The organism is Thalassospira profundimaris WP0211, from assembly GCF_000300275.1.
GTDB lineage: Bacteria > Pseudomonadota > Alphaproteobacteria > Rhodospirillales > Thalassospiraceae > Thalassospira > Thalassospira profundimaris.
This window is the reverse complement of record NZ_AMRN01000003.1, coordinates 207247-221865: the sequence shown is the minus strand read 5'-3', so window position 1 is coordinate 221865 and position 14619 is coordinate 207247. Positions and strand designations below refer to the sequence as shown.

The 14619-nt window shown below is 55.1% G+C and carries 14 protein-coding genes; 11 read left to right on the top strand and 3 right to left on the bottom strand.

Annotated elements, in window-relative coordinates; translation table 11 throughout:
• Window positions 1-22 precede the first annotated feature (22 nt).
• The 3 genes from TH2_RS07760 to TH2_RS07750 all read left to right on the top strand — a co-directional run bounded on the left by TH2_RS07760 (window position 23) and on the right by TH2_RS07750 (window position 3165).
• Window positions 23-628, top strand: coding sequence for a flavin reductase family protein (locus tag TH2_RS07760; protein WP_008889862.1), 606 nt, complete (start codon window positions 23-25; stop codon window positions 626-628).
• A gap of 166 nt (window positions 629-794) precedes the next feature.
• Window positions 795-2096, top strand: coding sequence for an esterase-like activity of phytase family protein (locus TH2_RS07755; protein ID WP_008889861.1), 1302 nt, complete (start codon window positions 795-797; stop codon window positions 2094-2096).
• Window positions 2097-2190: 94 nt separating this feature from the next.
• Window positions 2191-3165, top strand: a complete 975-nt coding sequence (locus tag TH2_RS07750; RefSeq protein WP_338010101.1) for an SAM-dependent methyltransferase — start codon at window positions 2191-2193, stop codon at window positions 3163-3165.
• Here TH2_RS07750 and TH2_RS07745 read toward each other — a convergent pair.
• A complete protein-coding gene (locus tag TH2_RS07745; RefSeq protein WP_008889859.1) occupies window positions 3156-3602 on the bottom strand; it encodes a GFA family protein in 447 nt (148 codons plus the stop codon). The two genes, TH2_RS07750 and TH2_RS07745, sit on opposite strands and share 10 nt — an antisense overlap.
• Window positions 3603-3839: 237 nt before the next feature.
• Here TH2_RS07745 and nadB point away from each other — a divergent pair, with 237 nt between their 5' ends.
• Both nadB and TH2_RS07735 read left to right on the top strand, forming a co-directional pair.
• Window positions 3840-5486: an L-aspartate oxidase gene (gene nadB / locus TH2_RS07740; protein WP_051007609.1), complete on the top strand. Its 1647-nt coding sequence runs from the start codon at window positions 3840-3842 to the stop codon at window positions 5484-5486.
• Window positions 5487-5936, top strand: a complete 450-nt coding sequence (locus tag TH2_RS07735) for an MOSC domain-containing protein (protein WP_008889857.1) — start codon at window positions 5487-5489, stop codon at window positions 5934-5936. It abuts the gene before it with no gap.
• Here TH2_RS07735 and TH2_RS07730 read toward each other — a convergent pair.
• Window positions 5933-6532 carry a DUF4269 domain-containing protein gene (locus TH2_RS07730; protein WP_008889856.1) on the bottom strand — a complete coding sequence of 200 codons (600 nt, stop codon included), beginning with the start codon at window positions 6530-6532 and terminating at the stop codon, window positions 5933-5935. The genes TH2_RS07735 and TH2_RS07730 overlap by 4 nt on opposite strands.
• A gap of 100 nt (window positions 6533-6632) precedes the next feature.
• On the opposite strand from TH2_RS07730, the gene TH2_RS07725 reads away from it, so the two are divergent.
• Entirely contained in the window at window positions 6633-7589 is a 957-nt protein-coding gene (locus TH2_RS07725) for an AEC family transporter (protein ID WP_008889855.1), read from the top strand.
• Window positions 7590-7632: 43 nt separating this feature from the next.
• Here the strand turns inward: TH2_RS07725 and TH2_RS07720 are convergent, their stop codons facing one another.
• Entirely contained in the window at window positions 7633-9507 is a 1875-nt protein-coding gene (locus TH2_RS07720; protein ID WP_040823212.1) for an ABCB family ABC transporter ATP-binding protein/permease, read from the bottom strand.
• 251 nt (window positions 9508-9758) lie between these two features.
• On the opposite strand from TH2_RS07720, the gene TH2_RS07715 reads away from it, so the two are divergent.
• The 5 genes from TH2_RS07715 (at window position 9759) to TH2_RS07695 (ending at window position 14612) form a co-directional block, all read left to right on the top strand.
• On the top strand, window positions 9759-11045 hold the full coding sequence (locus TH2_RS07715; RefSeq protein WP_008889853.1) for a glutamate-5-semialdehyde dehydrogenase: 1287 nt from the start codon (window positions 9759-9761) through the stop codon (window positions 11043-11045).
• Window positions 11042-11650, top strand: a complete 609-nt coding sequence (locus TH2_RS07710; protein ID WP_040823073.1) for a nicotinate-nucleotide adenylyltransferase — start codon at window positions 11042-11044, stop codon at window positions 11648-11650. The genes TH2_RS07715 and TH2_RS07710 overlap by 4 nt, the downstream gene beginning before the upstream one ends.
• 55 nt (window positions 11651-11705) lie before the next feature.
• Window positions 11706-12095, top strand: a complete 390-nt coding sequence (rsfS, locus tag TH2_RS07705; protein ID WP_051007601.1) for a ribosome silencing factor — start codon at window positions 11706-11708, stop codon at window positions 12093-12095.
• Window positions 12096-12175: 80 nt separating this feature from the next.
• Entirely contained in the window at window positions 12176-12634 is a 459-nt protein-coding gene (rlmH, locus tag TH2_RS07700; RefSeq protein WP_008889850.1) for a 23S rRNA (pseudouridine(1915)-N(3))-methyltransferase RlmH, read from the top strand.
• Between the two features lie 214 nt (window positions 12635-12848).
• Window positions 12849-14612 (top strand): methyl-accepting chemotaxis protein, encoded by a 1764-nt coding sequence (locus TH2_RS07695; protein ID WP_008889849.1) that lies wholly within the window; start codon window positions 12849-12851, stop codon window positions 14610-14612.
• Window positions 14613-14619: the final 7 nt, after the last annotated feature.

The following is a 14619-nucleotide window of genomic DNA, read 5'->3' as shown; positions in this document are numbered from 1 at the left end:
CCAACCAAAAACGGACGTCCCGATGTTTTACGAGCCCGGAAAAACCGCCCACAATCTTCCACATGATCCGTTCAAGGCCTGTGTGGCGCCGCGTCCGATTGGCTGGGTATCGACACTCGATAAAGAAGGCCGGGCCAACCTTGCGCCTTATTCCTTTTTCAATGCGGTGCATGGCAATCCGCCGATGGTAATGTTTTCGTCGGGCGGGTCGGTCGACAGTTTGCGCAATGCGCGCGATACCGGCGAGTTCGTTGTTGGCGTTGCGCCGAAGGCGATGCTGAAAGAACTTAATTTTTCCTCCGCCCCGTTGCCGCCGGGCGAAGATGAGTTTGAATATGCCGGGCTGGAAAAGCTGCCGGCTAAATGCGTCAAACCGCACTTGATCAAGGGCGTGCCGATCCATATGGAATGCGAAGTGTTCCAGATTGTCGATCTGCCAAGCGCCAATCCGGAACGCCCATGCGCGATGGTGATTGGAACCGTTGTGGGCCTGCATATTGATGATGACATCATTCGCGATGGCATGGTCGATATCACCCTGTTTGAACCGCTCGCACGGCTTGGCTACCAAGAATATGCCAGCGTTTCGGAAACCTTCACGGTCCGGCGCGAGGATTTCTGGAAGTAGTACATTCCAAACCTGGCCAAGCGTCTGATTTGTTTCATCAAAGCGACGCTCAAGTGCAAACAAACTGTCACACAGAACCCTTAATGTGAACAGGAACACAGTTCGCCCGAACATTGCGGGCTTGAGCTTAGGTGTTTTTGTGAAATTTTTCGGGGAATTCCCAGTGATGAAACGGACGTTTGCAGCCGGTCTTTTCGGTGTTACCGCCATGCTGATGGCGGGTTCTGCCATGGCAGGCGAAGCCAAGGTTTTTGAAACCAAAAGTGCGATCAACAACCTTTCAACCGTCATGGTTGACGGAGGCAAGGCACGCGCGCTTACCGTCGGCTTTGGTTCCGGCGCATACCGCCGCCCAGGCGATCCGGCCAACATGTTCTATGCCGTTTCTGACCGTGGCCCGAACTTTGTCTGTGGCGATGTTGAAACCGTCCTTGGCGTTTCGGCCGATCAGGTCTGCAAGGGGCAGAAAGTCCGCGTTTATCCGACCCCGGATTACTCGCCTTCGATCTACACCATCTTCCTGAATGACGATGGCAGCTTTGACGTCAAGGACGTCATTACGCTTAAGGATCAGAATGGTGTGCCTTTGACCGGCCTGACCAACAAGCTGACCGTCGCCAAAACCGAAAAGCCGGTCGATGCCAATGGCAATCCGCTTGAACAGTCGGTGTCCTCGATCGATGCCGAAGGCATTATTCGTTTATCTGACGGGTCTTACTGGATTGGTGAAGAAAACGGCCCGTCGATCCTGCATGCGTCGGCGGACGGCACCGTTATCGAACGTATCGTTCCGGCCGGTTCGGAAAAGGATTTCGAAGGTTCGGCTTATAAAGTCACCGGTGGTCTTCCGGCCATTCTGGTCAAACGCCAGACCAACCGCGGCATTGAATCGATGGCCGTATCACCAGACGAAACCAAGCTTTACTTCATGGTTCAGAACCCACTGGCCAATCCGAATGCCGATGCCTACAAGGCGGCCAAGAACACCCGTCTGTTCGTTTATGATCGCGCAGCGTCCAAACTGAGCGGCGAATATATCTATCAGCTGGATGACCCGCAAAGCTTCCGCAACGACCCGTCCAAGAAACAGAACGCACCGCGTATTTCCGAAGTTCTCGCCCTTGGCAATGACCGTCTTCTGGTGCTTGAACGTACTGACAAGACCACGAAGCTGCATGAAGTCGAACTTAAAGGTGCAACCAACATCCTTGCCACCCGCTGGGATGACATGTCGACCAGCCCGACTTTGGAACAGCAAAACGATCTTGGCAGCATCAATCTCACCCCGGTTTCCAAGACGCTTCGTTTTGACAGCGTGGACTACCCGGAAGCACCGAACAAACTTGAAGGTCTTGCGATCATGGGCGACGGCGCACTTGCGATGATCAACGACAATGACTTTGGCATCAAGGGCGATCCGACCAAGGTTATCCTGATCGACGGTCTGGTTCAGGCTGACAAATTCTGATCTGTCGTCTTACTTCTCGACAATCACAGGCGGGAAAGCTGTCATGCAGCTTTCCCGCTTTTTTATTGGGTCAAAACGGCGTAAAAGCAGGCCCATGATGGAAAACACACAGACATTCGATACCCCGGACGGCGTTGATGCCGTGATTGAGCCGATGGATGCCACCGGCTACCTCGCCCCTGTCGGCTTTGAGGATCAACTTGAAGCCGAACTTGGCGACGTCATTGAACGCCATGACCGGTTGATGTTCGCCCCCGGTCCGGAACGGCGCGTATTCTGGGCGCAGAATGTCTGGCGCAATCCGGTGCGCATTGCCATCCCGTCGATCAAGGGTGCGTCCAAAATCCTGAAATTCAATCAGCGCAACTGGGCCCTGTTCAAGTTCGACCATTTTTCGCGCGCCAAACTGATCGAAGGGCATCTGCCCCATGTATCGGCAAAACGTCAGGTATTTGGTGAACCGGCCCCGACCGCACCGCTTGGGTCATGGACGCTGATTGATCCCGATACTATCATTGCATCGGCCGATTGTTCCAGCCCGTGGAAAAACGGCGAGGTCGAGTTTGAAGAAGACAAGGTCACCCCGCCGAACCGTGCCTACCTTAAACTTTGGGAAGCCTTCACGCGTCTTGGGGCCTATCCGCAGGCCGGTGATCGCACCATGGATCTGGGCGGAAGCCCGGGCGGCTGGACTTGGGTTTTGCATGAATTCGGCACCGATGTGATTTCCATCGACAAGGCGCGTCTTGATGCCAAGATCGCCAATCTGCCGCGTGTGGATTTCCGTCAGGAAAGTGCCTTTGGCCTGAACCCGGAAGAAATCGGCTATATTGATTGGCTTTGCTCGGACGTCATTTGCTATCCGGATCGCCTTTTTACGCTGGTCAATCAGTGGATGGATGCCGGGATGGCGACCAATTTCATCTGCACCATCAAATTGCAGGGCGATACGGACTATTCCGCAATCACCCAGTTTGCCGATATCCCAGGATCAAAGGTCGTGCATTTGTATAACAACAAGCACGAACTGACCTGGATGAAGGTGCCCGGCGTTACCGATCAGGATTGATCGGCAACGGCAGCATTGTCGGCCTTGTCTGAGTGATCATGTTGGGGAATTGCCGGATCAAGCGGATAATAATCGCCTTTATCCGCGCAATAAATCTGCCCGACTGTGGTCATACCCTTTGTATCATCGAGAGTTCCGGGCATCAGTGCCATATTGTCGTTGCGCACAGGGCGCCAAAACAGGGCAGTGCCGCATTCATTGCAAAATCCGCGATCGGTTTTATCGGACATGCGATACCAGCGCAGCCCTTCATCCTTAGCCAGTTTCAGATGATGGCGGTCAAAGCGGGCATAAGAGCTGACATGTCCGTGCAGCTTGCGACACAGTTCGCAGTGACACATCACCGCATCGTCAACCGGCCCATGAACTTCATAACGGACATCGCCGCAATGACATCCACCGCGATAAACCGTCTCCTTGTGCGCAGAATTGCCCACAGCAAACTCCCCTGGTTGGTGTTGGGTGGTCCTTCTTAATCTGTCTGGTTGGCGGCCATTTGCAAGCAACGCGCAATAAATCTGACACAGGCAGACAGAAATCATCACACCATTTCAGACAAATATGTTTGAGATTGGCTAAAAGCAGTCCTATTCTGCGCCTCTGTTCGGAGCCCGATGTTGACGCCACCGCGCCAGTTTCCGCCATCTGGCACCGCCCGAAAGCGATGGGAAAAAATGTCCGAAAATTCTTTCCAGTATGATGTGCTTATTATCGGCAGTGGTGCTGCCGGTTTGTCCACGGCACTCAAACTTGCCCCACATGTAAAAGTCGCCGTTCTTTCCAAGGGAAAGATCGACGATGGATCGACCAACTGGGCGCAAGGCGGCATTGCCGCCGTGCTTGATGCCGCCGACAGCATCGAAAACCACGTTCGCGATACGCTGGTTGCAGGGGCCGACCTTTGCAAACGCGAAACCGTCGAATTCGTCGCCACCAATGCGCCAAAGGCGATTGCCTGGCTTGATGAACTTGGCATTCAACTGACCCGCGACCCCAACGGGGATAACAATCAGCCGTTCCACCTGACCCGCGAAGGCGGCCATAGCCACCGGCGCATTGTGCACGCTGCGGATGCCACCGGGCGTGCGGTCCAGACGACGCTTCAGGGGCAGGCGGTCAATCATCCAAACATTGATGTTTTTGAAAACTATTTGGCGATTGATCTGGTGACCGATCGCAAGTTCGGTGGTGAAGGCCGCCGTTGCATCGGGGCCTATGCGCTTGATCTTGGTACCGGAAAGGTCAAGTCATTCAATGCGCGCACCGTGATCCTTGCCACCGGCGGGGCGAGTAAGGTTTACCGGTTCACCTCAAACCCGGACGGGTCAACGGGCGATGGTATTGCCATGGCATGGCGTGCGGGTTGTCGCGTGATGAACATGGAATTCAGCCAGTTCCATCCGACGTGCCTGTATCATCCGCAAGCCAAATCCTTCCTGATTTCCGAAGCCGTACGTGGTGAAGGCGGCAAGCTTTTGCTGCCTGATGGCACACGCTTCATGGACCGGTTTGATGAACGTGGCGAACTGGCCCCGCGTGATATCGTTGCACGCGCGATTGACCATGAACTCAAACGTCTGGGTGCGGATTGTGTTTACCTTGACATCACCCACAAGGGGGCAGATTTCATCAAGGAACACTTCCCGACCATCTATGAAAATTGCCTGAGCTACGGCATTGACATGACCCAGCAACCGATCCCGGTTGTTCCGGCGGCCCATTATACCTGCGGCGGGGTTCTGACCGATTTGCGCGGGCGCACCGATCTGACCGGGCTTTATGCCATCGGTGAATGTGCCGGCACCGGTTTGCATGGTGCGAACCGCCTGGCATCGAACTCGCTTCTGGAATGCCTTGTGTTTGGCGAGGCCGCGGCAAAGGACATTATCGAAGCCCTGCCGGTCGAGGATCTTTTCAAACCGATCCCGGACTGGGATGAAACCGGCATCACGGATTCCGACGAAGAAGTCATTGTTGCCCATAACTGGGAACAGCTGCGCAACGTGATGTGGGACTTTGTCGGCATTGTCCGCACAACCAAGCGCATGCAACGCGCTCAGCACCGTGTTGATTTGCTGTTATCGGAAATCGATGAATATTACGGCAATTTCCGTGTCACCAATGACCTTCTCGAACTGCGTAACCTGTCTGTCGTTGCCAAGCTGATCATTCAATCTGCCCTGTGGCGGCGCGAAAGCCGTGGGCTGCATTACACCACCGATTACCCTGATCTTGATGAAAGTGGCACGCCGCGCCAGACCATTCTGGTGCCGGAAAACTTTGCAGGTCGTTGGGTGATCTCCGGTCAATGGAAAACCTGAATGGTCGATAAAGCCGAACTTGTAGGTATCGCGCGCAAGGCACGCCCGCGTGCCCCGATGGAAAGCCTTGAAAGTGTTTCAGTAACAACCGAGCTGGGCATCGAAGGGGATTTTCGCGGCAAGCAGCGCCGACGTCAGGTCACCATTCTTGCCGAAGAAGACTGGCAGACGGCATGCCATGAAATTGGCCGCGATGACATTCACTGGACCGAACGCCGCGCTAACCTTTTTGTCCGCGGGATTGCCTTGCCACGCAGCAAAGGCAGCAAACTCTCAATCGGTGACGTGGTGTTTGAAATTACCGGCGAAACAGACCCGTGCAATCGCATGGATGCGGTTGCCATGGGACTGCAAGAAGCTTTGAGACCAGACTGGCGGGGTGGTGTGACCTGTCGCGTGATCACGGGTGGCACAATGACCGTCGGTGATCCGGTGACTGAGAACACCTAGTTTCCACCAACACCAAGTAGTTGGCAAAGCTGTGGTGGCGAAAGGCTGACAAGTTCAGCCAGTTCAATATACGGGTCGCCGGACAATCCCAGAAGTCTGGCAAAGGCCGGTTCGGTCTTGATGCCTGACTGCTTCAGCGCCCTGACCTCGCGGGCAAATTCATCGCCCATCACACATAGTATCCTCGCCTCGACCAGCATATGGACAAAACCGTATTGCGAGCGTGTCGGACAATCGGTGGCAAAGATTTCGACAGGCAGTCCGTCACACTCAAATCGGACAACCGATGCTGCCGCGACATGGCGGGTTGCAGGACGCTTGTGAAGACGATAACCGTCAAAATGACCAAACACCCGGTCTGAGAGTTCAGAGAACGCCGTCAAATCAGGGGCGTTGCACAGGATATCAATGTCAGAATCCGGCGTATCAATCGCAAGCGGCAAGGTCCCGACAACCTCGGGCTCATACACCGCCAAACAATCAAGTAGCCGGTGACGGTCAAGAATTTCGGCCGCGCGTGCGCCACGTGGAGACGCATTCGCAAGCCGGGTCACCCCGGAAAAGCTATTGCCATCCAGTCCTTCTGGCCAATCCATTACCGTATGGTTCTTTTTTGAAATCATTCTGTTTCTTGACCTTAGGCCAATAGGGGGCTAGCTGATGAAGGCCTTACCACAATGAAAGCCTCTGGCCCAGATGCTTGATATCCTTGCCGTTACATTGCCGATATTCCTGATCATCGCCATTGGCTATATCGCTGTCTATCGCAACATCGTTGCGCAAACGGTCGCACGTGGCATGGGGGCATTTGTGATCAACTTTGCCTTGCCGTGCCTTTTGATCCGCACGTTGATTGCCCATGACATCAATAAGGTGTTCGACACCAACTATCTGGCGGCATATGGCAGCGGGTCCTTGATCGTGTTCGCGCTGGGCTATTTCTTTGCCCGATTGATCGCCAAGAAAAGCCAACAGAATGCCGCCCTGCAGGGTATGGGCATGTCGATGTCCAACAGCGGCTTTATTGGCTATCCGATTGTTCTGCAGCTGCTTGGTCCGACGGCGGGTATTGCACTGGCACTTTGCTTTATCATCGAAAATCTGGTGATCACGCCACTGACCCTGATCCTGGGCGATAGTGCCGAGGCTGAGGGCACCAGTCGTTGGCAAATTCTGCGCAAGACCTTTACCCGGCTTGCACGCAATCCAATCATTGTCGCCATTGTGATCGGGATGAGCATTTCGATCTCCGGGATCACGTTGCCCGGTCCGATCTTTTCGGTGATTGATATGCTGGCATCGGCCTCTGGGCCAGTGGCGCTGTTTGTCATCGGTGGCGGGCTTGTTGGGCTCAAACTGCGCGGTTTGCGGTTTGACATGGCGCGCATCGTGTTTGGCAAACTTGTGCTGCACCCGTTGATCATTTTCCTTTTGCTGGGACTTGTCCCCGATCTTGATCCGGTGATGAAGATCGCTGCTGTCGGTTATGCCTGTGCCCCGATGTTTAGCGTCTACCCGATCTATTGTCAGCGCTACGGGCACGAAGCAATGGGCGCGGCATCCCTGATGGCAGCCACATCGCTGTCCTTTATCACCATCAGCACGGCACTTTGGTTGCTTGATAGCACCGCGGTATTCGGGCCATTGCCTTAGGCAACCGCCCGAAACCACAGTTTCAAATCTGCCCGCAGAAAAATCAGCCCGGAATTTCACCCGCGTGGGCAAGGATTTCCTCGGCCTGGCGGATTTCCTGTTGCTGGGCCCACATCTCGGCATACAGGCCATCACGATCAAGCAATTCCTGATGGCGGCCACGTTCGGCCACCTGCCCATCGCGCAGCACGATGATTTCATCGGCGTCAATCACGGTGGACAGTCGGTGCGCGATAATCAGGGTGGTATGCCCGCGCGACACTTCACGAAGCGCCTGCTGGATATCCTTTTCGGTGCGGGTATCAAGGGCGGACGTGGCTTCGTCAAAGATCATGATTTTCGGACGTTTGAGCAACATGCGCGCAATCGACACGCGTTGCTTTTCACCGCCCGAAAGTTTCAGGCCACGTTCGCCGACCATGGTTTTGAAACCTTCGGGAAGGCCTGCGATAAATCCGTCGATGCTGGCAAGCTTGGCGACATTTTCGATCTCGACCTGTTCCGAACCGGGACGGCCATAGGAAATGTTATAGGCAATGGTATCGTTAAACAGGACGGTATCCTGCGGCACGATGCCAATTTCGCGACGAAGCGAGTTTTGCGTGACGTCACGGATATCCTGACCATCAATCGTGATCTTGCCACCTGACACATCATAAAACCTGAACATCAGCCGCGTCAGGGTCGATTTGCCCGCCCCGCTTGGCCCGACCACGGCAACGGTTTTGCCCGCCGGCACTTCAAAACTGACCCCCTTAAGGATCTTGCGATCCGGGTTGTAGGAGAAATGCACGTCTTCAAACCGGACGGTTGCCGCATCACAGGCAAGGCTTTTGGCACCCGCCTTGTCTTCAACTTCCTTTTCGACATCCAGAAGCGAGAACATACGTTCCATATCGGTCAGCGACTGCTTGATCTGGCGATAGACAAACCCAAGGAAGTTGAGCGGCATGTAAAGCTGCAGCAAATAGGTGTTCACCAGAACGAAGTCACCGACCGTCATGCTGCCATCCTTCACCCCCTGGGCGGCAAGCAGCATGTTCAGAACAAGGCCGACGGCAATGATCGCGCCCTGCCCGACATTGAGCTTGGAAAGCGAGACTTGCGACTGCACAGCGGCAACTTCATAGCCCCGTAGCGCCTTGTCATAGCGGGTTGATTCATGGGCTTCGTTGTTGAAATATTTGACGGTTTCGTAGTTGATCAGACTGTCGATGGCCTTGGTGTTGGCCTCGTCATCGCGCTTGTTCATTTCGCGACGGAACTTCATACGCCATTCGGTCACCACCAGCGTGAAGACGATATAAATCACGATGGTGGTAAAGGTGATCAGCGCAAACCAGACATCATAAAGCGCCCACAGGATGATCGAGACCATGAAGATCTCAAGCAAGGTCGGCAGGATGTTGAACAGCATGAAGGACAAAAGAAATTCAATGCCCTTCACCCCGCGTTCAATCGCACGTGAAAGCCCGCCCATCTGACGATCCAGATGGAACCGCAGTGATAATCCATGCAAATGTTCAAAAACGCTGAGCGCGGATCTGCGAATGGCACGTTGGGCCACCTTGGCAAAGACCGCATCGCGCATCTCGCCAAAGGCCGAAACCAGAATCCGCACAAGACCATAGCCGACGATCAATGCCACCGGCACGACAATCAGGGCTGTGGTATCTGTTGATCCCGACTGGGCGGCGTTTGCCGCCGCATCACCGGCCTTGTCACCACCGCCAAGGGCATCGACGGCGTATTTGTACAGCACCGGAATATAGACGTTTGCCACCTTGGCCCCGACCAGAAACAGCAGAGCCAGAACAACACGTACCTTGAGCTCAAACTCCCCGCGCGGCCACAAATAGGGCAGGAACGTCTTCACGACGCCGAACTCTGCACGCGCAGTCGGTTGATCGGAACCCATATTTTTCAAAATCTTATCCCCAATCAGCAACCGGGCAGCATTGCGGTATGTGCACGGCATGTCATCTCTTTGTGTCATCAACAGATGGACCGCCACGCACTATTTGGCAAGCATTCAGCGCGCTTTGTCCATTCAAGGACATTGCAGATAGCCGGTTTGATGTCTATTTTGCCAATTTGTTGATAAAATCTCAGAACAATTGGCCAAGTGCGTTTTGCACTGGCCAGAATGACAGGAACGGAACCAGGACCATGACGGCGCTTGCCAGTATCGAAAGCCAGGATATCGCAGCACTGATGCGCGATATGGGAATCAAAGCCCGCAAGGCGGCACTCGAACTCGCACAGGTCCCGGCCGAGCCAAAGGAAGCCGCCCTTAAGGCCGCAGCCGCCAAACTGCGCGAAAACGCAGATACCATCCTTGCCGCCAACGCAAAGGACATGGAAGCCGGTCGCGCCAAGGGCCTGACGGCAGCCTTGCTGGACCGTTTGGCACTGGATTCTGATCGCATCGAAGGCATTGCCACGGGTATTGAGGCCGTTGCCGAGCTGCCCGATCCCGTCGGTCGTGAGCTGGCGCGCTGGAGCCCGGAACATAACGGCCTTGATATCGCGCGCGTATCTGTCCCGCTTGGCGTGATTGGCATCATCTATGAAAGCCGCCCGAACGTGACGGCCGATGCCGGTGCCATGTGCATCAAGTCGGGCAATGCCGCCATCCTGCGTGGTGGGTCTGAAAGCTTCCACTCATCCCGTGCGATTTTTGACTGCATGGTGGCTGGCATCCGTGAAGCGGGCCTTCCCGAAAATGCCCTTCAAATGATCCCGGTAACGGATCGTGCCGCAGTTGGCGAAATGCTGAAACTGTCGGATTACATTGATGTCATCGTCCCGCGCGGGGGCAAGTCGCTGATTTCACGCATCACGGATGAAAGCCGCATTCCGCTGTTCAAACATCTGGAAGGGCTTTGCCACACTTATGTCCATGCCAGTGCCGATCCGCAAAAGGCAGTCGACATTGTTGTGAATGCCAAGATGCGCCGTGTCGGGATTTGCGGTGCGACGGAAACCATCCTGATCGACAGTTCAGTTGCCGGGCGTCTGTTGCCCCGCATTTCCGAAGCACTGGTTGCAAAGGGCTGTGAACTTCGCGGGGATGAAACCGCACAGGCGATTGATGGCCGCATCAAACCGGCCACGGCCGACGATTGGGTCACCGAATATCTTGATGCGATTGTATCAATCAAGGTTGTGTCGGGCGTGCAAGAGGCGGTTGATCACATCAACACGTTTGGATCGCACCATACCGATGCGATTGTTGCCGAAAACGCCACCGCAACGGCCACCTTCCTCAACGGGGTGGATTCCGGGATCGTCATCGTCAACGCATCGACCCAGTTTGCAGATGGTGGCGAATTTGGCATGGGGGCCGAGATCGGCATTTCGACCGGCAAGCTGCATGCACGTGGCCCGGTCGGAGTCGAACAGCTGACCAGCTATAAATACATTGTTCGTGGTAACGGTCAGACCCGTCCATGACGTCATCTGCCCCCAGATCACATGCGGCCCCACCACGGGTCGGCCTGTTGGGCGGGTCGTTCAATCCCGCCCATGAAGGTCACCTTCACATATCGCTCGAAGCGTTGAAACGCCTACAGCTTGATGCGGTCTGGTGGCTGGTGTCGCCGCAAAACCCGCTTAAGTCATCGACCGGCATGGCGGACCTTGCCGACCGCTTTGATTCGGCACTGATGATGGCAAAGCATCCCCGCATTGTTGTTTCTGCAATTGAAACCGAGCTTGGAACCCGTTATACGGCCGACACTCTTGCAGCCTTGCAACGCCGTTTTACCCGAACAAAGTTCGTTTGGCTGATGGGAGCAGACAACCTGGCCCAGTTCCATAAATGGAAATGGTGGGAAAGGTTGATTTTACGTGCTCCCATTGCGGTTCTCGACCGTGAAGGGTATTCTAACAAGGCATTGTCCGGGACCGCCGCGCGCCGTATGGAACGCTGGCGCATTCCCATGGACAGGGCGGGTTTGCTGGCCGATCTGGATGTTCCGGCCTGGGTATACCTGCCAATCAAGCGCCATCCGGCCTCTTCGACCGCAATTCGCGCCGAAGGCAGATGGCAGGTGTAAGCATCGCAGCGATGTATTTGGCTGGTGAAGTCCGGCCTTCGCGCGAAACATTAAGGTGGCGACCATAGGTACCGCAAAACAGACTCTGACCTCCGGCGAAATGCTTTCGCTGATCCAGAGAACGCTCGAAGATGACAAGGCCGAAGACCTTGTTACCATTGATCTGACCGATAAAACCTCCCTTGCCGATCACATGATCATCGCAACCGGCTCGTCATCGCGCCGGGTCGCATCCATGGCTGAACACCTTGTCGAAGCCATCAAGGATGCCGGTCAGGGCCGTGCATTGGCCGAAGGCAAGGAACAGGGTGACTGGGTTCTGGTCGATACGGGCGACGTCATCGTTCATCTTTTCCGTCCGGAAGTTCGTGCCTTTTACAACATCGAAGAGATGTGGGGCGTTGAAAACCCGGCTCTGAAACAGCAGGCAGCGCGGCTGTACTAACAGCCCGCGCTGTTTGGCGCCTGCCCAAGGCGGGTAACGGCGCCAAACAGATATCTTGCGTAACGGTCTGGATCGACGACATGCAAATCACCCTTGCTGCGGTGGGACGGATGAAAGCCGGCCCCGAGAAAGATCTTTTTGACCATTACGCCGCCCGACTGCGCTGGCCTTTTGTACTGCGCGAAGTCGAAGAAAAAAAGAAACTCCCGCCCAATCAGCTTAAAGACCGTGAAGCAGAGCTTCTGCTTGGTGTCATTCCGGAAAATGCCTTCCTGATCGCGCTCGATGAGCGCGGCAAGGAATATGGATCGATCGAATTTTCGCAAAAGCTTGAAGGCTGGATGGATCAATATGCCGGCAATGTCGCCTTTGCCATTGGCGGGGCGGACGGCCATGGCGCAGCCCTGAAATCACGCGCCAATACGCTTTGGTCGCTGGGCAAGGCCACATGGCCCCATATGCTGGTCCGTGCCCTGATTGCCGAACAGCTGTTTCGCGCCCACGCCATTCAGACCAACCATCCCTATCACCGCGAATAATGCCGCATCGCGGCATAAAGATAGGGCCAGACCCTACCTGCAGTGCAAGGCACCCTATACCGTAGCTCAAATTATGCCCGAGAAAATAAAGATATTTTCTCGTTTTAGCCCATGCTGCCTTGCAACATACAAACAGCGCCGCTAACATTCCCCAGAAGAAAAAAATATTCCCAAAATCAAAGAATGACTCTTGGGTAATGGTAAGGCGTTGAATATGGAACAAACTGTTTTGGCTGCGCAGGACGGCGAAACTGCGCGCAAGGTCGCCCAAACCAATGCTGGCATCGAAGACCTGATGCGCGGCATCTCCACCTCACTGGATTACATTCAGCATCTTCTGGAATTTGCCAATACGGCGGGCGAAACCCAGGACAGCCTGATGCGCGAAATTGACGTGCGATCAAACAATCTGCGTGCCGGTCTGGATGACACCGGGCGCGAGATCGAAAACAGCACCTCTGTTGCCCATGACGTTCAGGAAGCCACCCGCGCCACGGTGGCGGCAAAAACCGACGCCATCCGAACCGACCTTGAACGCATCAGCGCCGAACTGGAAACCAAGGCCGAAGGTGCGAACAAGGTACTGAGCGCGATTGAGGATATCGGCAAGGGCATCAAGCTTTTGGCCCTTAACGCCGCGATTGAGGCGGCGCGTGCCGGTGATCATGGCCGTGGATTTGCCGTTGTTGCCAAGGAAGTCGGCAACCTTGCGCAAAGCACCATGCAACGCACCCACGAGGCGGTTGATCTGATTGATCTGTCGGATGTCACAAAGGCGCTGCGCGAAAGCATGGCCAGTATCGGCAATGACCTTGATAGCCTTGGCAATGAAATCGAAGGGTCGCTTGCCACCCTTCAGGAACGCTTTGCCAACATGTCAGAACGGCTATCTGACATCTCCGAGCACAATCAGGTGGTGTTTGAATTGCTGGCTGGCAGCAAGGATGCATCGGCCCGCACACGCAGCAAGGTCTCCTGGGCGCATAATGACACCAAGGCGCTGAGCACAAGCCTTTCGGATGCGACGTTGGCGCATGACAACCTTGCACAGTTTTTGAAGTCCCATCACCTGCATGATGATCCAACCTATGACCGACTGGCCGATATCAAGGCGCGCGGCAAAATCCGCATCGCCATTGAACCGGCCTTTGTCGGGCTGTCATTCCGCCTGAAGCCAAATGATCCGCTGCGTGGCCTAGATGCCGATTACGCAAGGGCACTTGCCAAATGGCTGGGCGTTGAATGTGAATTTGTTGAACATCCCTGGGATCTTCTGACAGAGCTTCTTTTTGTTGGCGCAAAGCCCGGCGCACCGACCGCCGATGTGGTCTGGAGTGCCCTGCCCCCCAGCGACTTTTACAAGGGTGTCGCTTATTCAGATACCTACACGTACCTCAACTTCGCGCTTTGTCGGCGGGCCGGAAATACCGCGATCAATCGCCTTTCGGACCTTGATGGCAAGGTGTTGGGTATCATCAATGATCCGGTGGCGTTTCAGGTTCTTGAAGAACAGGGGCTGCGCTGGGCAGATAATGAAAGCAAGCCGGGCGGCATCGCGAAGCTTTCCAACCTGATTGCCTATAGCGACCAGACACGCCTGCACGATGCCTTGGCCGACGGGGCCGTTGATGCCTTTGCGGTTGATCAGCCGATCTTCCACTGGGCGGCAAATAACCCGGAAAGCCCATGGCATGGCCGTATTGAAGTCCTGCCGGGTAATATCCTGCCGCTGCCTTATTACTATACTGCCGCCGTGGCCGCCGAACCGGCATCCTGGAAGTTGCTGTGCGCGATCAACGCATTCATTGCCGAATTCCGTGGCACGTCTGCGCGCGCCGACATCGAAAAACTTTGGCAGGGCCAGGCGCTTGAACATCACCTGACCTACAAGGACGAGGCCGGAAATCTGATCGGAGCCGATGAATTGGCAACCCTGTATCACGCTCATTGCCGCAAGTTCGGTATTGCCGAGTACTAGCCATTGC